A 26,070-nucleotide genomic window follows, 5' to 3' on the forward strand; every position below is an offset into this window, starting at 1 on the left:
ACGCCGACCGCACCGGCCGGCGCCGCGCCGCCCGCCACGGCAGCTGCGCCTGCGGAAGCCGCTCTGCCTGTCGGCCAGAAGGCGATCTTCTATGAGGAGCGTACCAGCACTGCCCAGGGTTCCGCCGAGCCCGGCAACATCGTCTGGTCGCTGGTGCAGGAATCGCCCGGTGGCGACCTGCCGCCGGAGCCGGCGATCCGCGCCGAGGCCACCATTCCCGGCAAGGACATCCAGTTGCGCATGACCATCCGCCGCAACACCGACCAGACACTGCCGGCCAGCCATATCATCGAGATGATCTTCCTGACGCCCGACGGTTTCGAGGGCGGCGGTGTCGACAACATCCTGCGCGTCGCCATGAAGGGTTCGGAACAGGATGCCGGCAGCCCGTTGATCGGCATTCCGGCCAAGATCGCCGACGGCTTCTTCCTCGTCGCGCTCAACGATACCAAGGCCGACGAAGACGCCAACATGACCCTGCTTCGCGGCCAGGACTGGATCGACGTACCTGTCGTCTACAAGACCGGACGGCGGGCACTGCTGACCATGGAAAAGGGCATTCCCGGCGAGAAGGTGTTCGACGAGGCAATCAAGGCCTGGCAGGCGAAGACGGCGGGCTGAGAAGGAAGCCGGCCCGAAGCCTCGTTGACTCAGAAGCCCTGGAAAAACATATCGAGCGCGGCGACGATGTCGTCGTGGTGCCGGGAGAGATTTCCCTCGGCATCCGGCAATTCAGAGGCCATCAAGGCTGACATGAACTGCGTGACCATTACATGATCTTTGCCATCGATAGCGAAGGTCGGATTTAGTCGGCGGCCCGGAACCGGGGCTATGTTGGGCGGCATCAACGGAATGACGACCCTCGTGCTCAGTCCTTCAAGAAGGTCGGACTGAACATCGAGAAAATAGCCGCCGCCTTCAGCATTCCGATAAAGATCGTAACGTGCCATCAAAACAGCCGGTATTTGGCCAATGGCAGTCCGTTGCGCCTGACATATTCATTGGAGCTTTCAATGGCTTCTTTGTTTTCCTCTTGCCATCGACGCGTCTTTTCCGCCGCAATCGCTTTCGCGATCCCCGCCTCGGCGGCGCGGGAAATGTTGATGCCCAACGCTTTGGCGTCATTGATCAATTGAGAATCAATGGACGTGTTGACGGATTGCCGTTGAGGTTTTGGTGTCGATTGAAGCATGGAATCGCTCTCTTTTATGCGCATAATATAGGCGCATAAAAGTTCACACACAATCCCTTACCCTTCCATCTCCTCGCGCAGCATCTCCAGTTCCAGCCACTCTTCCTCCAGCGCCGCCAGCGTAGCGCGCTCCTTGTCGAGGGCGGCGATGGTTTTCTGGAAGGAGGCCGGGTCGCGCTCGTAATAGGCCGGATCGGCGATGTTGTTCTCCAGCCTTGAAATCGAAGCCGTCACAGCCTCGATTTTCTTGGGCAGCGATTCCAGCGCGAATTTCTGTTTGAACGATAGTTTCTTCGCCGGCCCCTTTGGCGCGGCCGCTTCACTTCTGGTCGTCACTGGCGCTTCGCCGTTTTCGGCCTTCGCGCGCGCCTTGCGGTCGTCCAGCCTGGTGCCGCCGCGCTGCGCCAGCATGTCGGAGTAGCCGCCGGCATATTCGATCCAGCGGCCTTCACCATCCGGCGCGATCAGGCTGGTCACGGTGCGGTCGAGGAAATCGCGGTCGTGGCTGACCAGGATGACGGTGCCGGCAAAGCCGGCGACCAGTTCCTGCAGCAGTTCCAGCGTTTCCATATCGAGATCGTTGGTCGGCTCGTCGAGCACCAGAAGGTTTGCCGGCCGCGCTAGCACCCGCGCCAGCAAGAGCCGTGCCCGTTCTCCGCCGGACAACTCGCGCACCGGCGTGCGTGCCTGCTCCGGCTTGAACAGGAAATCCTTCATGTAGGAGACGACGTGGCGCTGCTCGCCATTGATGACGAGGTTCTCGCCGCGCCCGTCGGTGAGATATTGCGCCAGCGTCTCCTGCGGGTCGACCGCCTCGCGCTTCTGGTCGAGCGTGGCGATCTCCAGATTGGTGCCGAGCCGCACCGAACCGGCGTCCGGCTTCATCTCGCCGGTCAGCATCTTCAAGAGCGTCGTCTTGCCGGCGCCGTTCGGCCCGACCAGGCCGACGCGATCGCCGCGCTGGATGCGGGTCGAAAACCCCTTGACCACGGTGAGATCGCCAAAGCTCTTCTCGATGTTCTTCGCCTCGATCACCAGCTTGCCGGACTCGGCGGCGTCGCTCGCCACCATGGTCGCCGACCCTTCGGCACCGCGATGGCCGCGAAAACGCTGGCGCATGGTCTGCAACTCGCCGAGCCGGCGCATGTTTCGCTTGCGCCGCGCCGTCACGCCGTAGCGCAGCCAATGCTCTTCGCGAACGATCTGGCGGCCGAGTTTATGCTGCTCGCGCTCTTCTTCCTCCAGGACCAGGTCGCGCCATTCCTCGAAATGGCCAAAGCCCTTGTCCAGCCTGCGGGTCTGGCCGCGATCGAGCCAGATGGTGGCGCGCGACACACGTTCGAGAAAGCGGCGGTCGTGCGAGATGACGATCAGTGCCGAGGAGGTGCGGATGAGTTCTTCTTCCAGCCATTCGATGACCGAGAGGTCGAGATGGTTGGTCGGCTCATCGAGCAGCAGGATGTCTGGCTCCGGCGCCATGACGCGGGCAAGGGCAGCACGCCTCGCCTCGCCGCCCGACAGATCGTTCGGACGTTCCTCACCCGACAGTCCGAGATGCTCCATCAGATAGCTGGCGCGGTAGGGATCGTCGGCAGGGCCAAGCCCGGCCTCGACATAGGCGCGGACAGTGGCAAAGCCCTCCATGTCGGGCATCTGCGGCAAATAGCGGATAGTTGCCGAAGGCTGGCGGAACACCTCGCCGTCCTGCGGCTCGATCAGGCCAGCGGCGATCTTCAGCAGGGTCGACTTGCCCGACCCGTTGCGGCCGACCAGTGCGATCTTGTCGCCGGCCGAAGCCGTCAAGGCGGCGCCGTCGAGCAGCGGCGTGCCGCCGAAGGTCAGTTTTATCCCGTCGAGGTTGAGAAGAGGCGGGGCCATGTCAGCTTTCAGGTAAGGGATAGGGATGAGCGAGCAGCATCGCGCGGCCATGGTCCAGTGCGATTTCGAGGCGGCCCTTGACCTCGTTGGAAATGGTCAGCGACGAACCGAAGGCCACCTTGACGTGGTTCAGCGGCCATTTGGCGCCGGTGACGGTCAGGCCGGCGAGCTCGGAAAAGCCGAGCACCGAAAACAGCGTGCCATCGGCATAGTCGAAGCCGGCCGTTCCGCGCAGCAGGGGAATGCCTTCCTGCGCGCCGCTGGTCAGGAGTACATCAGTCCCGGCCTCGGCCAGCCGCAGGGCAAGCGCCAGATGCAGGAAAGCGTGGTCGGCGCGCTTGCCGCCGAAAGCACCTGCGAGCACCAGGTGGGTCGCGCCGCGCTCGAGTGCGGCGGCAATGGCCAGTTCGCCATCGGTCTGGTCCTTTTCCGCCGGGAAGGTCCGGCGCGGCACGGAAGCGAGATCGTCAGGCAGCTTGGCTGGCACGGAATCGAAATCGCCCACCCACAGTTCGGGCACGAGACCCAGCAGCCGCGCATGCCCGATGCCGGCGTCGGCGGCGATGACGCGGGACCCTTCGGCCTGGCGGTCGAGCCGTGGCGTGCGGATGAGATCGCCGCCAAGCAGGATGGTGAATGTGCTCATATCGTGTGGCCCTTACCAGCCCGGCACGGGAAACGGAAGGCGGCAAACTCCCACTTGCATGGGGGATCGGCCCGGTCTATGTGTCGAAACGCTCTAACGGGGTGCCGGACGCGATTTTCGCGGACCGGCTGAGAGGCAGTCTCGCCAACCCGCTGAACCTGATCCGGTTTGTACCGGCGGAGGGATTAGACGTTTCGGACAGTCCGACGCCTCAATTCCTTTCAATACGAACGAAGGAGGCGCCGATGCGCACGCTTTTATACGCTCTTGTTTCAGCAACGGTCGTGGCCTTGTCCGGGCCGGCCTTGGCCAAGGACAAGCTCACCGTCTACACCTATGATAGCTTCACCGCCGACTGGGGTCCGGGTCCCGTGGTGAAGAAGGAGTTCGAGGCCGAATGCGGCTGCGATGTCGAGTTCGTCTCGGTCGCCGACGGCGTCGCGCTGCTCAACCGCGTCAGATTGGAAGGCGCATCGACCAAGGCCGATATCGTGCTTGGCCTCGACACCAATCTCACCACCGATGCCAAGGCGTCAGGCTTGTTCGCGCCGCATGGCGGCGTAACTGATGTCAACGTGCCGGGTGGCTGGAGCGACGATACTTTTGTCCCCTTTGACTACGGATATTTCGCCGTCGTCTACGACACCGAGAAGCTGAAGAACCCGCCGAAAAGCCTGAAAGAGCTGGTCGAGGGCAGTGCCGATGACAAGATCGTCATCCAGGATCCGCGCACCTCCACGCCGGGCCTCGGTCTGCTTCTGTGGGTCAAGTCGGTCTATGGCGACAAGGCGCCAGAGGCCTGGGCCAAGCTCAAGGCGAAAGTGCTGACCGTGACGCCGGGCTGGAGCGAGGCCTATGGGCTGTTCACCAAGGGCGAGGCGCCGATGGTGCTGTCCTACACGACGTCGCCAGCCTACCACATGATCGCCGAGAAGACAGAGCGCTATCAGGCAGCGTCGTTCGAGGAGGGCGAGTATTTGCAGATAGAAGTCGCGGGTATCACCACGGCGGGGGCCAAGAACCCGCTGGCGGCCAAGTTCATCGCCTTCATGACCGGGCCGAAATTCCAGGATGCCATCCCCGAGACCAACTGGATGTTCCCGGCCGGCAAGACCGACAAGCCGCTCAATCCGGCCTTCGACAAACTGGTCAAGCCGACCAAGACCTTGCTGTTCAGCCCGCAAGAGGTCGCTGCCAACCGCAAGGCTTGGGTCGATGAATGGCTGGCGGTGATGAGCAAGTAGGCTTGCGAGTTCTTTTGATGTTCGCGCCACTCCACCCCCCTCTGGCCTGCCGGCAATCTCCCCCTCAAGGGGGGAGATTGGCAGCGTCGTTGCTGGTTATAGTCCGGCAACGTTGGAGACTAGCGGAAGCATGGGTGACGGCCGATCTCCTCCCTGGAGGGGGAGATGTCCGGCAGGACAGAGGGGGGCGCCAAGGAACGCAATCCTTTGTAATTGCCGCGATGGAAAGAATGGTGGTCCAGCGTGCAACGCGCGTCTGACCCCCGCATCACCGCTGGCACCCTCGCGCTCGCTGCAATCGCGCTGCTGATCGGCGGCGCGTTTGCTGGCCTGCTTTTCGAGGGCGCCCATGATTTCTCGGGCGCCTGGGCAACCTTCGATCCCTATCTGCTTCGCGTCATTCGCTTCACGCTCTGGCAAGCGGCGCTCTCGACGCTGCTTTCGGTCATCCCGGCGCTGTTCGTGGCGCGCGCTCTGTCGCGGCACCCACGTTTCTTCGCTCGCGCCTTCATCCTGCAGATCTTCGCCGTGCCGTTGGCGCTGCCGGCTATTGTCGCAGCACTCGGCATCCTGGCGCTTTATGGCCGTGCCGGCTATTTCGCCGGCGTGCTTGCCGTGATCGGCGGGGGAAGCTGGCCGGGCATCTATGGCCTGTCCGGCATCCTCGTCGCCCATGTCTTCTTCAACCTGCCGCTGGCGACGCGGCTGTTCCTCGAGGCGCTGCAGACCATACCGGCCGACCAATGGCGGTTGGCGAGCCAGCTCGGCATGGCGGCGCGGCCGGCGTTCCGGCTGATCGAATGGCCAACGCTGCGCGCCGCACTGCCCGGCGTCGCCGGGCTGGTGTTCATGCTCTGCATCACATCCTTCACCATCGTGCTGACGCTCGGCGGCGGGCCGGCCGCGACGACGCTTGAGGTCGGCATCTACCAGGCGCTGCGCTTCGATTTCGATCCCGCGCGGGCCGTTACACTGACGCTGTTGCAGATCGCCTTGACCTTTATCGTTGTGCTGGCCCTGACGCGCCTAGGCGCCAATGTGGTCGGCGACACCAATTTGCCGGTCGCGCAACGCCGCTATCTCTCGGTCAATCGGAGCGAGACCTGGTTGAACGCGCTAGTCATCATCCTGGCGCTGCTGTTCGTCGTTGGGCCGATGGCGGCAACCGTGGTGGCCGGGTTGGGTGCGGACCTCGGCCGTTTGGCCAGCGAGGCCACCGTCCGGCAGGCAACGCTGACCAGCGCAGCGCTCGCCTTCCTGTCGGCGCTGCTTTCGGTGATGCTGTCGCTGGCGCTGACCATGGCGCGGCGGGCACTGGCGCTGAACCGCCGTGCCGGCGCAAAGGCACTGCTCGAACGCGCCACCGATACAGGCGCCGGTTTTGTCCTTGTCGTGCCGCCGATCGTCGTCGGCGCTGGCTGGTTCCTGTTGCTGCGCCATGTCGGCGATGCCTTCGCCATCGCCCCGGTCATGGTCGTCACCGTCAATGCGGTGATGGCGATGCCGTTCGCCCTACGCGCCGTGCGTCCCGCCTATGATGCGGCGAGCGAGCGTCACGAACGGCTCTGCGCACAGCTCGGCATTGCGGGCTGGAACCGGCTGATGCTGGTCGACTGGCCGTCGCTGCGGCGACCGCTCGCCACGGCCTTCGCTTTCGCCATGGCGCTGTCGCTCGGCGATCTCGGTGTCATTGCCCTGTTCGGCAGTGATTCCGTGCAGACATTGCCCTACCTTCTTCTGGCACGGATGGGCAGCTACCGCACCGAGGATGCCGCCGGCCTGGCACTGCTGCTCGGCTTCGTCTGTCTCGCGTTGATCGTGGCGGCGCACTGGCTGGGAAGGGAGAAGGTCCGCGATGCGTGAGAGGGCGGCCAACAGGCTCGAAAAGGGCGCGCCGGTGCGGCTGGACAATGTGTCGTTCAGTTATGGCAGCTATGGCGATGCGCCACTTGTCTTCGACGTCGAGTTCGCCACGGCGAAGATCACCGCCATCATGGGTCCGAGCGGTTCGGGCAAGTCGACGCTGCTCAATCTGGTCGCCGGCTTCGAGACCCCACAATCGGGCCGCGTGCTGATCGGCGGGGCCGATGTCAGCGCCGAGCCGGCCTCGGCGCGGCCGGTGTCGATGGTGTTCCAGGAGAACAATCTCTTCGCGCATCTTTCCGTCGAGCAGAATGTCGGGCTCGGCCGCTCGCCCTCCCTGGGACTGACCGAGGCGGACCGCGTCGCGGTCGCCGAGGCGCTTGCGCGCACCGGTCTCGCGGGCAAGGAGAAACGCCTGCCGCGCGAGCTCTCCGGGGGCGAACGCCAGCGCGTCGCACTGGCCCGCGTGCTGGTGCGCGACCGACCGGTGTTGCTGCTCGACGAGCCCTTCGCTTCGCTCGGACCCGCTTTGCGCGACGAGATGCTGGATCTGGTTGCTGCCGTTCATGCCGAACGCGCCATGACGGTGCTATTTGTCACCCACCAGCCCGAGGATGCACGCCGCATCGGCGAGCACATGGTGTTTGTCGACAATGGGTTGGTGGCCGCAACCGGCAAGGCTGATGATTTCTTTACCGGGGCTGGTCCGGAGGCGTTCCGGCGCTATATCGGCGCGGGTGCTGGATATTCCACATCACGCGATGTTGCCCGGAAGCGGACATAATTTACGGTCAAACCGGCTCCAGGCGATGTGGCGTTTGCTTGCCATGACCGGGGGAGTGTGGCTAGGTCGCCCTACCGGTCCGGCACAGGCCGTGATTTGCCTGCAGTATCCGCCGCCCGCCCTAAGGGACGGGCACGGATGCTGCAGCAGTTTGAGATGGCGCATGACACGTTCCGAAGATCGCCCCCGATTTTCGTGGTCATGCGCCGGGACCCGAAAGGAAGCCGTTCTGGCGATCGGCGCTGACACATTGGGAATGAAACCGCTGGCGCGTTTTCTCGCGCTGGCCGGTTTTGCCGTGGCGTTGGCAAGCTGCCAGATGTTCACGCCGCCGGAAGTTCAGGAATCCGGCTTCCAGCCTTCCGACAAGCCGATCACGGTGGACAATGTCGGCGCCAACAACAAGCTCGCCGAATTGGCCAAGGCGCAGCACCCGCGCATCCTGGCGACTTATGGCGGTGAATATTCCGACCCCAAGCTCGAACGCATGGTCGCCAAGGTGGTCGGTAGTTTGACGGTGGTGTCCGCCAACCCGACACAGACCTATCGCATCACCATTTTAAATTCGCCCAACGTCAACGCCTTCGCGCTGCCGGGCGGCTATCTCTACATCACCCGCGGCCTCCTGGCGCTGGCCAATGATTCGGCCGAGCTTGCCGCCGTCATCGCGCATGAGATGGGCCACGTCACCGCCAATCACGGCCTGCAGCGCCAGCAACTGGAGGCCGAGGAAGGCCTGGCCACCAAGGTGGTTTCGGACGTGCTCGGCGACAGCCCGACCGCCAAGGCGGCGTTGATCCGCGGCAAGCTGAGGCTGGCGCAATTTTCGCGCAACCAGGAGCTGGAAGCCGACGCCATCGGCATCAAATCGATCGGCGAGGCCGGCTACGATCCTTTCGCCGCAGGCCGCTTCCTTCAATCGATGTCGGCCTATACCGATTTCCGCTCGATCAGCGGCGCCACCGATGCCAGCCTGGACTTCCTGGCCACGCACCCCAACACGCCGCAGCGCATCGATCTGGCGCAGCGCCATGCCCGCCAGTTCGGCGCGCCGGGCGTCGGCACGCGCGACCGCGATTCCTTCCTCGCCGGCATAGACGGCCTGCTCTATGGCGACACACCCGAGGAAGGCTATGTGCGCGGCGAAACCTTCCTGCACCCGGGCCTTGGCGTGTCGTTCACGGTGCCGGACGGCTTCATCATCGACAATTCGGCGGCAGCGGTGACGGCCACCGGCCCCGGCGACATAGCGATCCGTTTCGATGGCGTTTCCATCGACAAGAACCGGGCGCTGACGGACTATATCCGCAGCGGCTGGGTGGCTGGTCTCGTCGACAGCAGCGTCAAGCAGGAAACCATCAACGGCAATGAGGCGGCGACCGCGCATGCCGGCGCCGAAGGCTGGCAGTTCGACATTGCGGTGATCCGCGCCGGCGGCCAGGTCTACCGGCTGCTGACCGCGGCCCCTTCCGCCAGCACGTCGCTGGACACGATCGCCCGCTCGGTCAGCGGCTCGTTCCGGATTTTGAGCGCTGCCGAAAAGGCGGCGCTGAAGCCGCTGCACATCCGCGTCGTCACCGTCCAGTCTGGGCAGACGATGGGTTCGCTTTCGGCGCAGATGGTCGGCGTCGACCGCAAGCTCGACCTGTTCCGCGTGCTCAATGCGCTGTCGCCGGGTGCCGCCGTTTCGGCCGGCGACAAGGTCAAGATCGTCACCGACAAGTAGGCGCCGCTGGACGCCTGCCGCCGTTCAGGCGGCAGTCGCCATGAACTCCGGATTCTGCTTCACCAATGCGACCTTGAGCTTTTCCATGGCGCGGGCCTCGATCTGGCGGACGCGTTCCTTGGAGATGCCGAGCGTTTCGCCGAGCGCTTCGAGTGTGGCGCCCTCGTCGTTCAGCCGCCGTTCCTCGATGATCCTCAGTTCCCGTGCGTTGAGCGCGCGAAGCGCCTCCCTCAGCCAGAGCGAGCGGCGCGCGACATCGATCTTGTCGCCGACGATCTCGTCGGGCAGCGGATCGTCCGAAATCAGGAAATCCATGCGCTCGGTCGAACCCGCATCGTCGGCAATAGGCATGTTGAGCGAGGAGTCGGGCGCCGAGAGCCGCGAATCCATCATCGCCACATCGGCTTCGGAGACGCCAAGCGCCTCCGAGACCTCGCGATAGAGCGTGGCGTTGGAGAGCGGCTCCGTGCCATTCGCCAACCGCGCGCGCAGGCGTCGCAAATTGAAGAACAGCGCCTTCTGGGCCGAGCTGGTGCCACCACGCACGATAGACCAGTTGCGCAGGATATAGTCCTGCATCGAGGCGCGAATCCACCATGTCGCATAGGTCGAGAACCGCACCTCGCGCTCCGGCTCGAAGCGGGCGGCGGCCTCGAGCAGTCCGACATGACCCTCCTGAACCAGGTCGCCGAGCGGCAGGCCGTAATGGCGGAATTTGGAGGCCATGGAAATGACCAGCCGCATATGGGCGACGGTGATGCTGTGCAGCGCGTTCTGGTCGTTGTCCTCTTTCCAGAGCAATGCAAGCCGATGCTCTTCGTCACGCTCGAGGTAGGGAGCCTTCATTGCCGCGCGGACCATGATCCGTCCTGCCGTGTCTTCCATCATGAGGCGCTCCCTGGGTGGTGCGGATGACTTTGCAAACTTGGCTGGCGCCCGGGTTGAAATGGCGGCGTCGTGCCCTACAACAGCCAGAACTGCCATGCGCGGGAAAGGTTCCGCGACCGTGGCGGCGGGATTGTGTTGCCTGAAGGATTCCCAGGACGGTTCGTGATGGCTGCGATGACGAGCAGAAAGTTCCAGTTGGAGAACTGGGTTTCATAAATCGGTTGTTTTTGAAATTCTGTTCCTTATTTTTTCGGCTTGCATCTGTCAGTTTCCAGCGCTCACAAATATGCCGGCCAGCCGGCCAAGGACGGGATCACAGAAAAATGAAATGGCTCAAATCGCTCATTATCGCCGGAACGCTGCAGGCCCTGGCTGTCACTGCAGGCCATGCCGGCCCCAATCTCGACCAGATCAAGCACGCCGGTGTCATCAAGGTCGGCACGGAAGGCACCTATGCGCCGTTCACCTACCATGACACGTCCGGTGCACTGGTCGGCTTCGACGTCGAAATCGCCAAGGCGATCGCCGACAAGCTTGGCGTCAAGGCCGAGTTCCTCGAAGGCAAGTGGGATGGACTGATCGCCGGCCTCGACGCCAATCGCTACGATGCCGTTATCAATCAGGTCGGCATCACCGACGCCCGCAAGGCAAAGTACGACTTCTCCGATCCCTACATCGCCTCTAAGGCGGTGCTGATCGTGCGCGGCGACAACACCGACATCAAGAGCTTCGCCGATCTCAAGGGCAAGAAGTCGGCGCAGTCGCTGACCTCGAATTTCGGCAAGCTGGCCGAAACGAACGGCGCCGAACTGGTCGGCACCGATGGCTTCGACCAGTCGATCCAGCTGCTTCTGACCGGCCGCGCCGACGCCACGATCAATGACAGTCTGTCGTTCCTCGACTTCAAGAAGCACAAGCCCGACGCCAATGTGAGGATCGCCGCGCAAGAGGAAAACGCCGACTATTCCGGCGTCATCGTGCGCAAGGGCGACCCGGAGCTGGTCGCCGCGATCAACAAGGCGCTGGCCGATATCAAGGCCGACGGCACCTACAAGAAGATCTCCGACACCTATTTCGGCCAGGACGTTTCGAAGTAATCCGGGAGGCGGGCCGGTCCGCCGCCCATGAGACTATCGAGCGGCGAGCCGTCTTTGACGGCCCGCCGCTTTTGTCGTGATATGGCCGACGCATTCTTGCTTTGACCAAGCTGCTTCGACCAATCTGGAGGGTCTTACGTGCCGCACTGGCTGCAACTGATGCTGGAGTCGCTGCCTTCGCTCCTGTGGGCGGCGCTGATCTTCACCGTGCCGCTGACGCTATTGTCCTTTGCTCTCGGCTTGACGGTCGGCCTGGGTGCTGCACTCGCCCGGCTGTTCGGCCCCAAGCCGCTGGTCGCGCTGGTGCGCTTCTATGTCTGGATCTTCCGCGGTACGCCGCTCCTGGTGCAGCTGTTCCTCATCTTCTACGGCCTGCCGTCGGTCGGGATCCTGCTCGACGCCTTCACGGCGGCGCTGATCGGCTTTACCTTGAACATCGGCGCCTACACGTCGGAAATCATTCGCGCGGCAATAGGCTCGGTGCCGAAAGGCCAGTGGGAAGCCGCCTATTCGATCGGCATGACCTGGGGCCAGGCGATGCGGCGCACCATTCTGCCGCAAGCCGGCCGGGTCGCGGTGCCGCCGCTCTCCAACACCTTCATCTCGCTGGTCAAGGACACGTCGCTGGCCGCCGCCATCACCGTGCCGGAGATGTTCCAGGCGGCGCAGCGCATCGTCGCCACCACCTATGAGCCGCTGATCCTCTATGTCGAGGCGGCGATCCTTTATCTGGCGCTGAGTTCGGTGCTGTCGGCCTTGCAGACGCGGCTGGAGATCCGGCTCAACCGCTATGGCGGCTTCCTGGAGGCACGCTCATGATCGGCCTCAGCAACATCGAAAAGCGCTTCGGCGACAATCTCGTGTTGAAGGGGGTGACGGTCACCATTGCCGAAGGCAGCGTCACGGCGCTGGTCGGACCTTCGGGCGGGGGGAAGAGCACCCTGCTGCGCTGCATCAACCTCCTGGAGATTCCGACTTCGGGCACGGTTCGGATCGGCGACGAGACGCTCGAATTCCACCCCGGCGGCAGGGTTCCGGCCAGGGATATCCAGCGCCTGCGGCTGCAGACCGGCATGGTGTTTCAGAATTTTCAACTGTTTCCGCATCGCACCGCGATCGAGAATGTCATGGAAGGGCTGGTGACGGTGCTGAGATGGCCGCCTGAGAGGGCACGCGAGCGGGCGCTGGCTTTGCTGGAGAAGGTGGGGATGGCGCACAAGGCCGACGCTTGGCCAGCGACCTTGTCCGGCGGCCAGCAGCAGCGCGTGGCGATCGCCCGCGCGTTGGCGCCGTCACCGAAAGTGCTGCTCTGCGACGAGCCGACTTCGGCGCTCGACCCGGAGCTGGCGCAAGAGGTAGTCGACGTGCTCGGCAAGCTCGCCAGCGAAGGCACGACCATGGTGATGGCGACGCATGATCTGCGCCTCGCCTCCAAGATCGCCCAGGAAGTGGTGTTCCTCGATGCCGGTGTCGTCGTCGAGAAGGGACCGGCCGCGGTGCTGTTCAACAATCCGGAGCAGCAGCGGACCAAGCGCTTCATTGCGACGCTGAAGCAGGAGGCTGAGAAGGAAGGCGGCGGCGCGTAAGCGCGCGGCCCAGAGTGTGTTGAATTCGGGTGATGGCCCCTGAAGGGGCGCCGGTTTCCGGGATATGTTGCCGGATGCGCGAGCAGGCCGTCAGCCGCCCTCCGGCATACTGCCCTTGCTGTCGGCAGCCGCTAAAATTTCACAGTCGGCTCTCCCCTGAAGCCGCGGCTTTTCATTTGCAGGTTCAGATATGATGGCTGACGAGCGCCACGCCAAGTCCGATGAGGATCGAACCGCATGTCTTGGGGATCACCCGTCCGGCGCCGCCGCCAGTGAACCGGCCAACGGCGAGCGAGGCGATGCCGACCGCCGCCAGGTCGGCCATCGAGAAGATGAGATTGACGACGATGCCGAGGATGAGGAATTGCAACCCTACGGCAAGGGCGGCTGACGGATCCACGAACTGCGGCAGGAAGGTCAGGAAGAACAGTGCCGTCTTGGGATTGAGGATCTCGACGACCATGCTGTCGCGAAATGTGTTCGGGGCCGGCCTGGCACCGTCCTCGCCCATCCGGTTCCAGCCCAGGAACATGGCAAGGCCCAGCGAAATGAGATATGTGGCGCCCGCCAATCGGATCATCGAGAAAGCGACCGGCGCGTGTTCCATCAGTGCGGCGAGTCCGACCGCCGCGGCCAGGATGTGCACGTAACAGCCGAGATGAACACCCAGTGCCGCCATCAATCCCGCCTGACGGCCATGGGCTAGCGTTTGCGCGGTCATGTAGAGAATCGCCGGCCCTGGCATGCAGGCGAAGGCGAGCGTTGCGAGGGCGAACGGAATCCAAAGATCCAGCGACGGCATGACGGCTCCTCCCATGTGATCAAGCCGTGGGAGGAGTAGGCTGGGGGTCAGGCCGAAAACATACGGCAGATGCCGTATTTGGATCGTGATCGGGCTTGGCTAATCTGCCGATGGTTAAGGGGACGTTGCGGGGTTGCCCATCGTCGCGGCTGCGATGTCAGCCGGCGGGCAATCCCAGACGAACCGCGTAGGCGGTCAGTTCGGCGGTGTTGTGGAGATTGAGCTTGCCCATCAGGTTTTCGCGATGCTTGCGAGCGGTCGGCAGGCTGATCCCCAACCGTTCGGCGATGTCGCGGGTGATCATGCCTTGCGCCACCAGTTGAAGGATCTGCCGTTCGCGCCGCGTCAGCGGCACCGGGGAGAGGATTTCCTGTGCGGCTATCGGCTCGCTGCCCCTGCCCATATCGCTGACGGCGAAGCGAACGGTTTTCGCCAGATAGGTGCCTCCGTTCTTGACCGCTTCGATGGCGACGCCAAGTTCCTCGGGATCGCCGTCCTTGGTCAGGTAGGCGTTGGCGCCGGCACTGAGCGCGGCGCGCACCGTCCTCGGCTCGATATTGGCCGTCAGCACCACGATCCGCAGGCGTGGCGCCAAGGTCCTGATGGTGGCGATGAACTGCATCCCGGCGACACCTGGCATGCCGAGGTCGAGGATCAAAAGGTCGGCGCGCGTGCTTCGCAGCTGGCCAAGCAGCGCCTCGCCATCCGCAGCCTCGGCGACGACCGAGACATTGTCCATTGCCGAGATGAGCAGCTTCAGCCCCTCGCGCACGATGGCATGGTCGTCGGCGAGTATGGCGGTGAGCGGGCGATTCATCAGGGCACCATCCAGGACTGCAGCGGCGTATATGGATCAATCGCCAATCTATGCGAAACAGGTTGCCGGTAGATCAACGGTACCGGGGAAGACCGCCCGGAGAATACTTGGGGCAATTGGAGGGCTTCGATGCAGGAAGACAAGATACGCCAGGCCCTGATCGAACTCCTGTATCGCAATTCCTACGGCGTGGTCATCTCCAACATCGTGATCTCGATGGCGGCGGTCTATGTGCTGAGAACGGCCGTTTCCACCAATTGGCTGATCGGCTGGCTAGCGGCGCTGTATCTGCTGACGGCTATCCGGGTGCTGGCGTCGCGCCGTTTTTTCAGCCGCGCCCGGGATCGCCACTCGATCTTGCGCTGGGCATGGCTGGCTACGGCGTTTTCCTGCATGTCGGGCCTTCTGTGGGGTGTGCTTGGCTGGGTCGGCTTCATGCCCGAGGCGCCGATCGTGCTGTCCTTCACGGTCATTGTCCTGACTGGTCTCGTCTGCGGCACGGTGCCGTCTCTGTCGGCCTTTCCACCGGCGCTGGTTGGTTCCATCCTGGCAACGGTGGTGCCGGTCGCTCTTCGCTGCCTGACCACCCAAAGCGATATTTCCGGCGCCTTCCTGTTCCTGCTCGCATCGCTGGTGGCGATCAATTTCTACTACTGCCGTATCACCTACCGCATGCTGCGCGAAACCGTCAGCCTGCGATTGGAGAACGAAACGCTGGTCGAGCATCTGCAAGAGGAACGCGACAGGGCGCAAACCGCCGACCGTGCCAAGACGCGTTTTCTGGCGGCGGCGAGTCACGATCTGCGCCAACCGATCCATGCCCTGAGCCTGCTGGTCTCGACGCTTGCCGTTTTGGGGCAGCGCGGCGACGTACCCTCCGGCGAGGCGCGCGACCTGGCCAGCCGAGCGAAATCGGTTGTCAGCAACTTCAGTGGGCTGCTCAACGCTTTGCTCGATATCTCCCGGCTCGATGCGGGCATCGTCACGGTCGCGAGCGAGGCGGTGCCGCTGCGCGACCTCTTTGGTGATCTTCGCAATGAATTCGCCGCCGAGGCGAAACAGCGCGGACTTAGGTGGCGCGTGGTCGACAGCGGCCTCTACGTCGACAGCGACCCGATGATGCTGAAGCGCATTCTCAACAACCTGGTGTCGAATGCCTTTCGCTACACCAAGCAAGGTGGTGTCCTGCTGGGCTGTCGCCGGCGCGGCGCATGTGTGGAGATACAGGTCCTGGACAGCGGCCCCGGCATCCCCGCCGATCAGCAGGGGATGGTCTTCGAGGAGTTCGTGCAGTTGCAGAACCCGGCGCGGGACCGCACGCAAGGCCTGGGACTCGGGCTCGCCATCGTTCGCCGCACCGCCGAACTGTTGGGGCACCCCCTGAAATTGGCTTCGACATCCGGACGCGGTTCCCTGTTTTCCATCACCGTCGCGAAGGCCGGCGCGGTGCAAGCTCGCTTAGCGGTCGACACGACATCGCCGGTCAGCAGTGCCGCGGGCATCATCGTGGTCGAGGACGAGGGCGATGTTCTCGATGCCATGGTGCGCTTGCTCAGCCTGGAGGGACATCGTGTCTATCCCGGCCGCTCCGCCGGAGAGGCGCGGAAGGCCCATGCGGCGGCGCTGGCTGCCGGCGATGCGCCGGTCGACCTGATCATCGCAGACTACCGTCTCGAGAATGATACCACCGGCACCGACGCGATCCGTGCGCTTCACGCCCATATCGGCCGCGTTGTCCCGACCATCATCATCACCGGCGATACCTCGCCTTCGCGCCTCAAGGAGATCAGCGCCAGCGGCAGCCGCATCCTGCACAAGCCGATCGCCGACGAGGAATTGCGCGAAACCATTGCTGCGGTCTGCTTTGCTGGCAAGGCGACAAGTGGGGACAAACGTTAACCGAAAACGCGCGCTGGACGGCCCGGAGCGCGCCAGCAAGCCGCGATGCAGCACGCTGGTGCGCAGTACGTCATCAACATCGAAGCCGCCGCCCGAAAGCAAAAGAGGCCCCAGTCAAACCGGAGCCTCCAATCGTTTCAGGCAGGATCTCTCGAATCAAAGGCGAGAAGGATCAGGCAGCTTCTTCCTGCTCGGCCTCTTCATTGTCGGCCTTGGCGCCACGCTTAGGGCCCTTGTTGAGGTTGACCTCGATCAAGCGCACGGCTTCGGTTTCCGACATGCGGTTGACGGCCGCGATCTCGCGGGCCATGCGGTCGAGCGCCGCCTCATAGAGCTGGCGCTCGGAATAGGACTGCTCCGGCTGGTTGTCGGCACGGTAGAGGTCGCGCACGACTTCCGAGATCGAGATCAGGTCGCCCGAATTGATCTTCGCATCATATTCCTGGGCACGGCGCGACCACATGGTGCGCTTGACGCGGGCGCGGCCCTGCACGACCTTCAGCGCGCGCTCGACATAATCCTCTTCCGACAGCTTGCGCATGCCGATGGAGGTCGCCTTGGCGACCGGCACCTTCAGGCGCATCTTGTCCTTCGAGAAGTCGATGACGAACAATTCCAGCTTGTGTCCAGCAACTTCCTGCTCGTCGATCGAGACGATCTGGCCGACGCCGTGCGCCGGGTAGACGATGTACTCGCCGGTCTTGAAACCGTGACGCGCAGCGGTGGACTTCTTCTGCGGGGTGATCGTTGCCATTACGCCCTGAACTCCTTGTTGTGGCACCGGCGTCCTGCCGGTCCGAACTCGCGCGATCGGGGAAGCCGATCGTTAGCCGCACAACAGATGAACCCATCGGAAAAGCCGGACCGGCAAACGCGACATTGCGACCGCCTGGCCCAGATCGCTCTGGTCCGAATGGGATTTTCACCTTTCAGTGATTTGGGGCGTCTGCGCCATAAATCGACGTTGTGTCACCGGCATGTTTCGCTGATGTAACACAAAAAGTCGGAAGAATCAAGGTTTTGCTGCACAAGCGAAGGCCACAGGCCAGCGCCGCCTGTCAAGCCGGTTAATGCGACGTGCCTCTTACCCAGCGTAATACCGGCCTTTGCGGCCGTGTTGTCAATCGCCTTCGCCGGGCTCTGCCGAGAAGTATTTCTCGAACTTGCCGGCCTCGCCGTCGAAGGATTTGGCGTCGGCCGGCGGTTCCTTCTTGGCGGTGATGTTGGGCCATTTGTCGGCGTATTCGGTGTTGACCTGCAGCCATTTGTCGAGGCCGGGTTCGGTGTCGGGCTTGATCGCGTCGGCCGGGCATTCCGGCTCGCAAACGCCGCAGTCGATGCACTCGTCGGGATGGATAACGAGCATGTTCTCGCCTTCGTAGAAACAGTCGACCGGACAGACTTCGATGCAGTCCATGTATTTGCATTTGATGCAATTGTCGGTCACGACATAGGTCATCGGTCGGCTCCGGGACGTCCCATTTTGTTGGGCTTTTTCCGTCAGGTAACGCCTTTGTCGACCGCTTGCAAGGGTGGCCATTGCGGACGGTGCCGGTGTTTCCGGAATGGAATTCCAGACTGCAGGCCCGGCGGAAGTCAGTCATGTCCCGCAGAGCGTCTGTTTGCCGGGCTCAGTTCTCGCCTCAGGCGTGCCGTTGTCCTAGAACCACTGCGTGTTTTTGGACGCCAGGCCATCAGTCTTCGCCGAGCAATCGGTCGGTCTGGCGACGTTCCTTCTTGGTCGGGCGGCCGCTGCCGGCCTCGCGCAGCCCCGGAATTGCATCGGGAGGGGCTTCGCCCTTCGGTGCCGGCGGTGGCGACATGTCCTCGTAAAGCGTACGGGCTTCCTCGGCCGGGCCGCGCCGCGCACCGGCGCCGAGCACCTTCCAGATGAAGATACGGCGCTCGAGCGTGATGGTCAGGACGTCGCCTGGCTTGACCTGATCGGAGGCCTGCGCTGCTTTGTCGCGATTGATGCGAACGCGGCCGGCGACGACCAGTTTTGCCGCCAGCGAGCGCGATTTCACGGCGCGTGAGAAGAACAGCCATTTGTCGATGCGCTGGCGGCCTTCGGCAACCATCGAAGCGAGCCGGGTTCTACTTCTTCAACTGGTCGCGCAATGCGGCGAGCTTGGCGAAGGGCGAATCCGGATCGAAACGCACCGGGCGCTCCTCGCGCGGCTTGGGCTGGAAGGCAGGCTTGCCGCCCCCAGGGCTTCGATCGGGACCACCTTTGGCATCCGGCCTGCCACCCTTCCAGTCGGGACGACCCTCGCGGCGGTCGGGACGCTCGCCCTGCGGCCTGCCGTCACGCCGCTGTTCGCCTTCGGCCTGCGGCTTGGGTTTGAATTTCGAGCGGTCGAAGCGCGGCTTGCCGGCACCATCGCGCCGTCCTTCATGGGCCGGACGTTCTCCGGGTGCAGCTACGGCCGGTGCGCCGGCGGTATCCACGGGTGCATCGCTTCGGCCGCGCGCTTGTCCGTTGCGTGGGCGATTGTTCCTGCGGCTGTCGTCGCGGTTGCGCGGGCGCTGTTCGAAGCGGCCCTGACGCCACAACAGGATGGGTTTTGGCGCTTCGGCTTCTGGAGCGGGTTCGCCGGCGGCAGCTTCAATCACCGCTGCAGGTTCGTCCGGCGCGGCGTCCGTTGCGGGCGCGGCATCTGACACCAGCTCGGCCGGTGCAGCTTCTTCTGCCGCTGCAACTTCGATCTCGGCAGTCTCAGTCTCTGCCTGCGGTTCAACCGGCGCCGGTTCGGCGACGTCGGCCGCAGCCTCGGCTACAGGTGCTTCGTCTTGCACGGTTTCGACCGGAGCGTCCGCCTGTTCTTCCACGGCAAGCGCAGCAGGTTCAGCCGCGGCGCCGGAGGTGATTTCGGCGGGAATTTCGGCCGCGGTTTCCGAAACGGCCACTGCGTCCGATGCCGGCTCCGATCCTTCGACCGCTGCCTCTGCTGCGGCATCCGTTGCCGCGGCTTCCGCCGCTTTGGCCTGCTCGGCTCGTGCAGCTTCTTCCGTCGCAAGCTTCGCCACCGCCGCTTCGCGCGCGGCATTGTCCTGTGCTTCGAGCCGCGCCTTGACCTCGACGGCCGGCTTCGGCTCGGCACGATAGCCGAGACCCTTGAGGATTTCTTCCATGTCGTCGGCGGTGGCGCCGAGGATCGACATCATCGGCGGCGTCACCATGAAGGACTGGCCGTCATAGGCGCCGTCCGGGCGCTGACCGAGGCCGGGCTTCCAGTTGGTCGCCGGACGGATCAGATCCGCCAGCCGTTCCAGTATGTCGATGCGCACGGCGCGACGGCCGAGATTGCGGTAGCCGGCAAGCTTGTAGAACGTCTTGTCGAAAGCAGGGTCGATCACCACCGAGGTGCGACCCGAGGCGAGCGCATGGACCACGTCGCCAAAGCCCGGCTTGTCCTTGCCGTCGTTCTTCAGCGCCCACAGCAATGTCACCAGCCCGGCAGGCGCCGGCTTGATCAGCGCCGGCACGAAGACATGGTAGGCGCCGAAGCGCACGCCAAGCCGGCGAAGGGCGGCGCGGCCTTCCTGGTCGAGCGACTTCATCTCCTCGGCGATGTCGCGGCGGTTGATGAGGCCGAAATTCTCGACCAGCTGGAAGGCGATGCCGCGGCCGATGCCAGAAATCTGGTCGGCGTTCCTGAGGTCGACCAGCGGCTTCAGCAGCGACTCGATCTGGAAATTGACGAATCGCTCTGCACGCGCGGCGACCTTGTCGCGCGCCGGGCCGGTCAGCTGTTCGTCGGCCAGCAGCACCAGGCGCGGCTTCAGCGCGTCTTCGCCTGATACCAGCGTGCCGATCGGCGCGCCGATCCAGCGCAGCGTACCATCCGAGCCAAGCGCGATGTCGCCATTGGCCGAGGCGCCGAAGCGTTCGGCGCGCGCTTCGAACTCGGCGGCCAGCGCCTTCTGGGCGGCGGTGCGCACCGCCTTGGCGTCTTCGCCGCCGGCGGTCTGGTCGGCGGTGAAGCGGAACCCTTGCAACTCGCCGACATGGTGGCCTTCGACAAGGACGGTTCCGGTAGGACTAATTTCGGCTTCGGGCATGGTATTTTCTCTAAGGCGCCGCATGAGGACGGAAGTCCTGCGGTCTACGAAGCGTTTCGTCAACCGCTCATGCAGCGCATCCGACAATCTGTCTTCGATTTCGCGCGTCTTTTCCTGCCAGTGTGCCTGATCGGCCAGCCAGCCGGGCCGGTTCGACACGAATGTCCAGGTGCGGATCTGGGCAATGCGATGCGACAGCGTGTCGATATCGCCCTCGGTGGTATCGGCGCGGCGCACCTGCTCGGCCATGTAATTCTCGTCGACATGGCCGTAGCGTGCGAGGTCCGTGTAAATGGAAGCGATGAGGTCGGCATGCTGCGCCGGCGCGATCCTGCGGTAGTCGGGCAGCGCGCAGGCTTCCCACAGCAGCGCCACGCGCTTGGCATTGGTGGTGAGTGCGCGAATGTCCTCGTCGCGCGATAGATGCTCGAGCGCCTGTGCATCGACGGCAGGCAATGCCCGCGTCAGTCCCTCGACGGGGGCGTTGGTCTCGATCGAGCGCTTCAGCGCGTCGAGGCTGGCAAAGTCGAAATGCGCGGTGCGCCACTGCAGCACCTTCACCGGATCGAAATCGTGGCCTTCGATCTTCTTGATCAGCTCTTCGTCCAGCGGGTCGACCTGGCCGGTGACGCCGAACGTACCGTCACGCAGATGCCGGCCGGCGCGGCCGGCGATCTGGCCGAGCTCGGCCGCGGTCAGGTTGCGATACTGGAAGCCGTCGAACTTGCGGTTCTGGGCGAAGGCGACGTGGTCGAGATCGAGGTTGAGACCCATGCCGATGGCATCGGTGGCGATGAGATAATCGACATCGCCGGACTGGAACAGCGCCACCTGGGCGTTGCGGGTGCGCGGCGAGAGCGCGCCGAGCACGACAGCGGCACCGCCCTGCTGGCGGCGGATCAGCTCGGCGATGGCGTAGACCTCGTCGGCCGAGAAGGCGACGATCGCCGTGCGCCGCGGCAGGCGGGTCAGCTTCTTGGAGCCGGCATAGGCAAGATGCGACAGCCTCGGCCGCGTCACCACCGAGACACCCCTCAGCAGGCGCTGCAGAATGCCGTGCATGGTGGCTGCACCGAGCAGCAGCGTTTCCTGGCGGCCGCGCAGATGCAGGATGCGGTCGGTGAAGATGTGGCCACGCTCGAGGTCGCCGGCGAGCTGCACTTCGTCGATGGCGACGAAGGCGGCGTCGGTCTCGCGCGGCATGGCCTCGACCGTGCAGACCGAATATCTGGCGCCCGGCGGCTGGATCTTTTCCTCGCCGGTGATCAGCGCCACTTTGTGGGGGCCGACCTTTTCGCAGACACGGGCGTAGACCTCGCGCGCCAGCAGCCTGAGCGGCAGGCCGATGATACCACTCTCATGCGCCACCATGCGCTCGATTGCGAGATGGGTCTTGCCGGTGTTGGTCGGCCCGAGCACGGCGGTCACGTCGCGGCCCGACAGGATCAGCGGCTCGGTGTGTTTGGGCTGGATGTTCATCAACCTAGAATAAGGCTTCTGGGACCTGGAAATAAGGCTTCTGGCCTCTGGTTGTCGGGAGCGTGCCTCAAATGGCGCGTATGACAGGCGACACATAGGGATTTCGGGCGCGAAGCGAAAGCGGAATGTTCCGCCGGCGGCGAGAAGGTGGTTTTGTCAAGCTTTCAACCGGCTGCGGATTAACGGATAGAACGAGTCTGGAACGAATCGGCGACGAATCAGTGACTCCTGCAGATTCAGCTTTTGTTCACGGCTACATGTGGATTTCGCGACCGCGAGTCGCACCACATGCTGAATCGCTGAACTGGCCCGTTTCGTGCTAAGAGGGCGTTGCCGTTAACCTTTGCCTGGAAACAATCACGGTGGTTGGCGCGCCTCGACCAACATTATGAAATTGTTGATCTTTCTTAACCTGCGTTAAGCAGTTGGGCAGGCGATTCCGGCTGTCGTCGTTAACGCTCAGCTCATAACCGGAACGAATCGGCGACGAATCAGCGATGGCGTAATTTTCCCGATTTGTTCACCCCAATATCTTGTGTTGTGAACAGTTTATCCACCGAGAATCCACAGGTTGCCAGGGAGCTTTTGCACAGGGCGGCTGCCCGCTGTTAACCTTCGCGTGCCGAATTGGGTCAGCTACGGTCGCGAGCACGTCAAAGGGACCGTGCCGGAAACGGGCCGGTGTGCCGGCCCGTCGATCTCCTACATCGCCACGTCATCAGGCGAAGTATTGGCCACCGTTGGCCGTGATGGTCGAGCCGGTGATGAAGCCGGCATCTTCGGATGCGAGGAAGACGACGCAGCGCGCGATCTCTTCCGGTTCGCCGAGGCGGCCGACGGGGATTTGCGGGATGATGCGGTCGTTGAGCACCCTCTCGTCGATCGCCTTCACCATCTCGGTGGCGATGTAGCCAGGGCAGATGACGTTGACGGTGATGCCCGCGCGAGCTCCCTCTTGAGCGAGGGCTTTGCTGAAACCGATGTCGCCAGCCTTCGCGGCGGAATAGTTGACCTGGCCGGCCTGGCCTTTCTGGCCGTTGATCGACGAGATGGTGATGACGCGGCCGAACTTCCGGTCGCGCATGCCGCTCCACAGCGGATGCGTCATGTTGAAGACGCCGGACAGGTTGGTGTCGATGACCTCTTTCCACTGCTCGCGCGTGATCTTGTGGAACATGGCGTCGCGGGTGATGCCGGCATTGTTGACCAGCACCGAGACCGGGCCGAGATCGGCCTCGACCTGCTTGATGCCGGCGGCGCAGGAATCATAGTCGGCGACCGACCATTTGTAGACCGGAATGCCGGTCTCGGCCTTGAATTTCGCCGCTGCGGCGTCATTGCCGGCGTAGTTCGCGGCAACCGAATAGCCGACGGTCTTCAATGCGATAGAGATCGCCGCGCCGATGCCGCGCGATCCGCCTGTGACGATTGCTACCTTGGTCATGCATTTCCCCTTTTTTTGATACCGCCCTGTTGTCGGGCTTGGCAGGCACTGAATACAGAACGGGCGGCTCGCGCCGCCCGGTTAGCGAGTTCTTCAGAGTGCTTCGATGCACATGGCGACGCCCATGCCGCCGCCGATGCACAGGGTAGCGAGACCCTTCTTGGCGCCGCGCCGGCGCATCTCGAAGACCAGCGTGTTGAAGACACGGGCGCCGGAAGCACCGATCGGGTGGCCGATGGCGATGGCGCCGCCATTGACGTTGACGATCGAGGGGTCCCAGCCCATGTCCTTATTGACGGCGCAGGCCTGCGCGGCAAAGGCCTCGTTGGCCTCGACCAGGTCGAGATCGCCGACCGACCAGCCGGCCTTTTCCAAGGCCTTGCGCGATGCTGGAATCGGGCCGGTGCCCATGATCTGCGGATCGACGCCGGCGGTTGCCCAGGACACGATGCGTGCCAGCGGGGTGATGCCGCGCCTCACCGCTTCCGCCTCGCTCATCAGCAGCGCGCCGGCGGCGCCGTCATTGATGCCGGAGGCGTTGGCGGCGGTCACCGTGCCGTCCTTGTCAAAGGCCGGCTTCAGCTTGGTCATGGCGTCGAGCGTGGCGCCATGGCGGATGTATTCGTCCTGGTCGACAATGGTGTCGCCCTTCTTGCCCTTGAGTGTGACGGCGACGATCTCGTCCTTGAACTTGCCGGCCTTTTGCGCGGCCTCGGCCTTGTTCTGCGAAGCCAGCGCAAACTGATCCTGGTCTTCGCGGGTGATCTGGAACTGACGTGCCACGTTTTCGGCGGTGTTGCCCATGTGATAACCGTTGAAGGCATCCCACAGCCCGTCCTTGATCATGGTGTCGATCAACTTGAAGTCGCCCATTTTGACGCCGGCGCGCAGGTGCTGGGCATGGGTCGAAAGCGACATCGATTCCTGGCCGCCGGCGACGATGACCTTGGCATCGCCGGTGGCGATCTGCTGCATGCCGAGCGCAATGGCACGCAGGCCCGAGCCGCAAACCTGATTGAGGCCCCAGGCTGTGGTTTCCTTGGGCAAGCCAGCATTGATCGATGCCTGGCGGGCCGGGTTCTGGCCTTGCGCGGCGGTCAGCACCTGGCCGAGGATGACCTCGTCGACCTCGCCTGGTTCGACACCGGCACGCGACAGCAATTCCCTGATGACGACGACACCGAGCTCATGCGCCGGTGTGGCGGCGAAGGCGCCGTTGAAGGAGCCGACCGGCGTGCGCGCCGCACTGGCAATGACGATGGAAGCGGACATTTTCTTCTCCAGACTTCAAGGGTGTTGCTCTGTCGTTGAGGACTTTTCTTGCCCTTTCCCAACCCCAAGTCAAACCGGAAATGGGCATGGCGCCCATGCGCCGCAAGCAGGTCGCGCCTTGCCATGGCGCCCATTCGTCCATTGCTGCGCAGCATATTTTGCCTGCTATGCAGCATTTAGTGATCCCGCACTGCACAAACTGCTTGGAATTGTGAAGCTTTTGCGCATATCCTCAAAAAAAAGGCACAATCGTTATCGGCGGCTTGCTCAGGGGCGCGCCGGTGTCCCCGGGAGGATGTAGATGGCCGCTAAAGACGATCCGATCATCATCAAGAAATACGCCAATCGCCGCCTCTACAACACCGGCACCAGCACCTATGTGACGCTCGAGGACCTCGCCGAGATGGTCAAGAAGGGCGAGGAGTTCACCGTCCAGGACGCCAAGACCGGCGACGACATCACGCATCCGGTGCTGACCCAGATCATCTTCGAACTGGAGAACAAGGACGGGCAAAACATGCTGCCGATCCCGTTCCTGCGCCAGCTCATCGCTTATTACGGCGACCAGATGCAGATGATCGTGCCGAGCTTCCTCGAACAGTCGATGCTCGCCTTTTCCAAGGAGCAGGAGCGCTTTCGCGAGCAGATGAAGGGGGCGATCGGCAAGTCGCCGCTCGACATGATGAAGATCACTACGCCGATCAAGGCGCTGGAGGAACAGACACGCCGCAACATGGAAATGTTCCAGAATGCGATGCGGCTGTTCACGCCGTTCCCGCCCGCCGGCACCGCGCCGGCCGCTGCGCCGTCGCCCGAGCCGGCCAGGAAGGAAACACCTGACAAGCCCGACGATCTTCAGGAACTGAAGGACCAGATCGCGGCCATGCAGCGCAAGCTCGACACGATGTCCTGAGCTTAGCGCTCTTGCGATCTTACGGCAGCACGCCCTCATAGCGGCCGCGCGGCCTGATGACACTTCGGCTTGTTATCTGTTCGACCGTGTGCGCTGCCCAGCCGACGCTGCGTGCGAGCGCAAACAGGCGGAACGGCGTATCGCGCGGCAAGCCAAGACTGCGCGTCAGCGCGGCCAGCCCAAAGTCGATGTTGGGAAGCGCGCCGGTCGCCGCAAAGGCAGCGTCGCGCAGCGACGATAGTGTGCCGTCAACCTCGATCACCGACAGAAGCGCTGCCCCTCGGGGGTCGCCGTCGGGATAGAGCTGATGACCGAACCCCGGCAGCGGCCGGTCATGGCTGAGCCAGCGCCGAATCGCCGCATCGGCGCCATGCCGCGCCGCATCCTCGGCCAGTTGCATCACCGCCTCGCCGGCGCCGCCATGGCGAGGACCGGACAGCGTCGCGAGCCCTGCCAGCAGGCAGGCGGCCAGCGG

The 26,070-nt window shown here is 63.7% G+C and carries 23 protein-coding genes, 1 pseudogene and 1 riboswitch; of the genes and pseudogenes, 10 read left to right on the top strand and 14 right to left on the bottom strand.

Going from position 1 to position 26,070, the window contains the following annotated elements; genetic code table 11:
* Positions 1-621, top strand: a pseudogene (locus X735_RS136575) (hypothetical protein); the annotation flags it as partial.
* 29 nt (positions 622-650) lie between these two features.
* Here X735_RS136575 and X735_RS136570 read toward each other — a convergent pair.
* The 4 genes from X735_RS136570 to X735_RS136560 are packed head-to-tail and all read right to left on the bottom strand — an operon-like array spanning position 651 to position 3,716.
* The gene (locus X735_RS136570) at positions 651-950 is read right to left on the bottom strand and encodes a CcdB family protein (protein ID WP_023814293.1); all 300 of its coding nucleotides are present in this window, start codon (positions 948-950) and stop codon (positions 651-653) included.
* A complete protein-coding gene (locus X735_RS0135480; RefSeq protein WP_031213967.1) occupies positions 950-1,192 on the bottom strand; it encodes a type II toxin-antitoxin system CcdA family antitoxin in 243 nt (80 codons plus the stop codon). Before X735_RS0135480 ends, X735_RS136570 begins: the two co-directional genes overlap by 1 nt.
* A 57-nt stretch (positions 1,193-1,249) precedes the next feature.
* Complete coding sequence (locus X735_RS136565; RefSeq protein WP_023814295.1) at positions 1,250-3,070, bottom strand: ABC-F family ATP-binding cassette domain-containing protein; 1,821 nt, start codon at positions 3,068-3,070, stop codon at positions 1,250-1,252.
* 1 nt (position 3,071) lies between these two features.
* Complete coding sequence (locus X735_RS136560) at positions 3,072-3,716, bottom strand: thiamine diphosphokinase (protein ID WP_023814296.1); 645 nt, start codon at positions 3,714-3,716, stop codon at positions 3,072-3,074.
* A gap of 87 nt (positions 3,717-3,803) precedes the next feature.
* Positions 3,804-3,918, top strand: a riboswitch (TPP riboswitch).
* A 43-nt stretch (positions 3,919-3,961) separates the two neighbouring features.
* Here X735_RS136560 and thiB point away from each other — a divergent pair.
* The 4 genes from thiB to X735_RS136540 all read left to right on the top strand — a co-directional run bounded on the left by thiB (position 3,962) and on the right by X735_RS136540 (position 9,333).
* Positions 3,962-4,960, top strand: a complete 999-nt coding sequence (gene thiB / locus X735_RS136555) for a thiamine ABC transporter substrate binding subunit (protein ID WP_023814297.1) — start codon at positions 3,962-3,964, stop codon at positions 4,958-4,960.
* Positions 4,961-5,203: 243 nt separating this feature from the next.
* Positions 5,204-6,823, top strand: coding sequence for a thiamine/thiamine pyrophosphate ABC transporter permease (gene thiP, locus X735_RS136550; RefSeq protein WP_023814298.1), 1,620 nt, complete (start codon positions 5,204-5,206; stop codon positions 6,821-6,823).
* Complete coding sequence (gene thiQ / locus X735_RS136545) at positions 6,816-7,607, top strand: thiamine ABC transporter ATP-binding protein (protein ID WP_023814299.1); 792 nt, start codon at positions 6,816-6,818, stop codon at positions 7,605-7,607. The genes thiP and thiQ overlap by 8 nt, the downstream gene beginning before the upstream one ends.
* A 256-nt stretch (positions 7,608-7,863) precedes the next feature.
* Positions 7,864-9,333, top strand: a complete 1,470-nt coding sequence (locus X735_RS136540) for a M48 family metalloprotease (RefSeq protein ID WP_023814300.1) — start codon at positions 7,864-7,866, stop codon at positions 9,331-9,333.
* Between the two features lie 24 nt (positions 9,334-9,357).
* On the opposite strand, the gene X735_RS136535 is transcribed toward X735_RS136540, so the two are convergent.
* The gene (locus X735_RS136535; RefSeq protein ID WP_023814301.1) at positions 9,358-10,221 is read right to left on the bottom strand and encodes an RNA polymerase factor sigma-32; all 864 of its coding nucleotides are present in this window, start codon (positions 10,219-10,221) and stop codon (positions 9,358-9,360) included.
* A 323-nt stretch (positions 10,222-10,544) separates the two neighbouring features.
* Between X735_RS136535 and X735_RS136530 the strand changes: the two genes are divergently transcribed.
* From X735_RS136530 to X735_RS136520, 3 genes are all read left to right on the top strand, one after another.
* Positions 10,545-11,318 carry an amino acid ABC transporter substrate-binding protein gene (locus X735_RS136530; protein WP_023814302.1) on the top strand — a complete coding sequence of 258 codons (774 nt, stop codon included), beginning with the start codon at positions 10,545-10,547 and terminating at the stop codon, positions 11,316-11,318.
* 138 nt (positions 11,319-11,456) lie between these two features.
* On the top strand, positions 11,457-12,137 hold the full coding sequence (locus X735_RS136525) for an amino acid ABC transporter permease (RefSeq protein WP_031213968.1): 681 nt from the start codon (positions 11,457-11,459) through the stop codon (positions 12,135-12,137).
* The gene (locus X735_RS136520; protein ID WP_023814304.1) at positions 12,134-12,904 is read left to right on the top strand and encodes an amino acid ABC transporter ATP-binding protein; all 771 of its coding nucleotides are present in this window, start codon (positions 12,134-12,136) and stop codon (positions 12,902-12,904) included. The genes X735_RS136525 and X735_RS136520 overlap by 4 nt, the downstream gene beginning before the upstream one ends.
* Before the next feature lie 184 nt (positions 12,905-13,088).
* Here X735_RS136520 and X735_RS136515 read toward each other — a convergent pair whose 3' ends face one another.
* Together X735_RS136515 and X735_RS136510 are read right to left on the bottom strand one after the other, a co-directional pair.
* Entirely contained in the window at positions 13,089-13,706 is a 618-nt protein-coding gene (locus X735_RS136515; RefSeq protein WP_023814305.1) for a LysE family translocator, read from the bottom strand.
* Between the two features lie 157 nt (positions 13,707-13,863).
* Positions 13,864-14,523: a response regulator transcription factor gene (locus X735_RS136510; protein WP_023814306.1), complete on the bottom strand. Its 660-nt coding sequence runs from the start codon at positions 14,521-14,523 to the stop codon at positions 13,864-13,866.
* A gap of 129 nt (positions 14,524-14,652) precedes the next feature.
* Here X735_RS136510 and X735_RS136505 point away from each other — a divergent pair, with 129 nt between their 5' ends.
* Positions 14,653-16,422, top strand: coding sequence for an ATP-binding protein (locus X735_RS136505; RefSeq protein ID WP_023814307.1), 1,770 nt, complete (start codon positions 14,653-14,655; stop codon positions 16,420-16,422).
* 172 nt (positions 16,423-16,594) lie between these two features.
* Here the strand turns inward: X735_RS136505 and X735_RS136500 are convergent, their stop codons facing one another.
* The 6 genes from X735_RS136500 to X735_RS136475 form a co-directional block, all read right to left on the bottom strand.
* A complete protein-coding gene (locus X735_RS136500) occupies positions 16,595-17,176 on the bottom strand; it encodes a CarD family transcriptional regulator (RefSeq protein ID WP_013529179.1) in 582 nt (193 codons plus the stop codon).
* A 366-nt stretch (positions 17,177-17,542) separates the two neighbouring features.
* Positions 17,543-17,881, bottom strand: coding sequence for a ferredoxin FdxA (gene fdxA, locus X735_RS136495; protein WP_023699302.1), 339 nt, complete (start codon positions 17,879-17,881; stop codon positions 17,543-17,545).
* Between the two features lie 235 nt (positions 17,882-18,116).
* Positions 18,117-18,503 (bottom strand): RNA-binding S4 domain-containing protein, encoded by a 387-nt coding sequence (locus X735_RS136490; RefSeq protein ID WP_023814308.1) that lies wholly within the window; start codon positions 18,501-18,503, stop codon positions 18,117-18,119.
* A 16-nt stretch (positions 18,504-18,519) separates the two neighbouring features.
* Positions 18,520-21,966 carry a helicase-related protein gene (locus X735_RS136485; RefSeq protein ID WP_023814309.1) on the bottom strand — a complete coding sequence of 1,149 codons (3,447 nt, stop codon included), beginning with the start codon at positions 21,964-21,966 and terminating at the stop codon, positions 18,520-18,522.
* Between the two features lie 718 nt (positions 21,967-22,684).
* Positions 22,685-23,410, bottom strand: coding sequence for an acetoacetyl-CoA reductase (gene phbB, locus X735_RS136480; protein ID WP_023814310.1), 726 nt, complete (start codon positions 23,408-23,410; stop codon positions 22,685-22,687).
* A gap of 93 nt (positions 23,411-23,503) precedes the next feature.
* The gene (locus X735_RS136475) at positions 23,504-24,682 is read right to left on the bottom strand and encodes an acetyl-CoA C-acetyltransferase (RefSeq protein ID WP_023814311.1); all 1,179 of its coding nucleotides are present in this window, start codon (positions 24,680-24,682) and stop codon (positions 23,504-23,506) included.
* 301 nt (positions 24,683-24,983) lie between these two features.
* On the opposite strand from X735_RS136475, the gene phaR reads away from it, so the two are divergent.
* Complete coding sequence (phaR, locus tag X735_RS136470) at positions 24,984-25,595, top strand: polyhydroxyalkanoate synthesis repressor PhaR (RefSeq protein WP_023814312.1); 612 nt, start codon at positions 24,984-24,986, stop codon at positions 25,593-25,595.
* A gap of 19 nt (positions 25,596-25,614) precedes the next feature.
* On the opposite strand, the gene X735_RS136465 is transcribed toward phaR, so the two are convergent.
* On the bottom strand, positions 25,615-26,070 hold a 456-nt coding region (locus X735_RS136465), incomplete at its 5' end, for a citrate/2-methylcitrate synthase (RefSeq protein WP_023814313.1).

Source organism: Mesorhizobium sp. L2C084A000, assembly GCF_000502875.1.
GTDB lineage: Bacteria > Pseudomonadota > Alphaproteobacteria > Rhizobiales > Rhizobiaceae > Mesorhizobium.

What these genes read in the sequence shown, in the direction of transcription:
- X735_RS136570 (WP_023814293.1), bottom strand. Translation starts at nt 950, where the DNA reads ATGGCACGTTACGATCTTTATCGGAATGCTGAAGGCGGCGGCTATTTT.
- X735_RS0135480 (WP_031213967.1), bottom strand. Translation starts at nt 1,192, where the DNA reads ATGCTTCAATCGACACCAAAACCTCAACGGCAATCCGTCAACACGTCC.
- X735_RS136565 (WP_023814295.1), bottom strand. Translation starts at nt 3,070, where the DNA reads ATGGCCCCGCCTCTTCTCAACCTCGACGGGATAAAACTGACCTTCGGC.
- X735_RS136560 (WP_023814296.1), bottom strand. Translation starts at nt 3,716, where the DNA reads ATGAGCACATTCACCATCCTGCTTGGCGGCGATCTCATCCGCACGCCA.
- thiB (WP_023814297.1), top strand. Translation starts at nt 3,962, where the DNA reads ATGCGCACGCTTTTATACGCTCTTGTTTCAGCAACGGTCGTGGCCTTG.
- thiQ (WP_023814299.1), top strand. Translation starts at nt 6,816, where the DNA reads ATGCGTGAGAGGGCGGCCAACAGGCTCGAAAAGGGCGCGCCGGTGCGG.
- X735_RS136540 (WP_023814300.1), top strand. Translation starts at nt 7,864, where the DNA reads ATGAAACCGCTGGCGCGTTTTCTCGCGCTGGCCGGTTTTGCCGTGGCG.
- X735_RS136535 (WP_023814301.1), bottom strand. Translation starts at nt 10,221, where the DNA reads ATGATGGAAGACACGGCAGGACGGATCATGGTCCGCGCGGCAATGAAG.
- X735_RS136530 (WP_023814302.1), top strand. Translation starts at nt 10,545, where the DNA reads ATGAAATGGCTCAAATCGCTCATTATCGCCGGAACGCTGCAGGCCCTG.
- X735_RS136520 (WP_023814304.1), top strand. Translation starts at nt 12,134, where the DNA reads ATGATCGGCCTCAGCAACATCGAAAAGCGCTTCGGCGACAATCTCGTG.
- X735_RS136515 (WP_023814305.1), bottom strand. Translation starts at nt 13,706, where the DNA reads ATGCCGTCGCTGGATCTTTGGATTCCGTTCGCCCTCGCAACGCTCGCC.
- X735_RS136510 (WP_023814306.1), bottom strand. Translation starts at nt 14,523, where the DNA reads ATGAATCGCCCGCTCACCGCCATACTCGCCGACGACCATGCCATCGTG.
- X735_RS136505 (WP_023814307.1), top strand. Translation starts at nt 14,653, where the DNA reads ATGCAGGAAGACAAGATACGCCAGGCCCTGATCGAACTCCTGTATCGC.
- X735_RS136500 (WP_013529179.1), bottom strand. Translation starts at nt 17,176, where the DNA reads ATGGCAACGATCACCCCGCAGAAGAAGTCCACCGCTGCGCGTCACGGT.
- fdxA (WP_023699302.1), bottom strand. Translation starts at nt 17,881, where the DNA reads ATGACCTATGTCGTGACCGACAATTGCATCAAATGCAAATACATGGAC.
- X735_RS136490 (WP_023814308.1), bottom strand. Translation starts at nt 18,503, where the DNA reads ATGGTTGCCGAAGGCCGCCAGCGCATCGACAAATGGCTGTTCTTCTCA.
- X735_RS136485 (WP_023814309.1), bottom strand. Translation starts at nt 21,966, where the DNA reads ATGAACATCCAGCCCAAACACACCGAGCCGCTGATCCTGTCGGGCCGC.
- phbB (WP_023814310.1), bottom strand. Translation starts at nt 23,410, where the DNA reads ATGACCAAGGTAGCAATCGTCACAGGCGGATCGCGCGGCATCGGCGCG.
- X735_RS136475 (WP_023814311.1), bottom strand. Translation starts at nt 24,682, where the DNA reads ATGTCCGCTTCCATCGTCATTGCCAGTGCGGCGCGCACGCCGGTCGGC.
- phaR (WP_023814312.1), top strand. Translation starts at nt 24,984, where the DNA reads ATGGCCGCTAAAGACGATCCGATCATCATCAAGAAATACGCCAATCGC.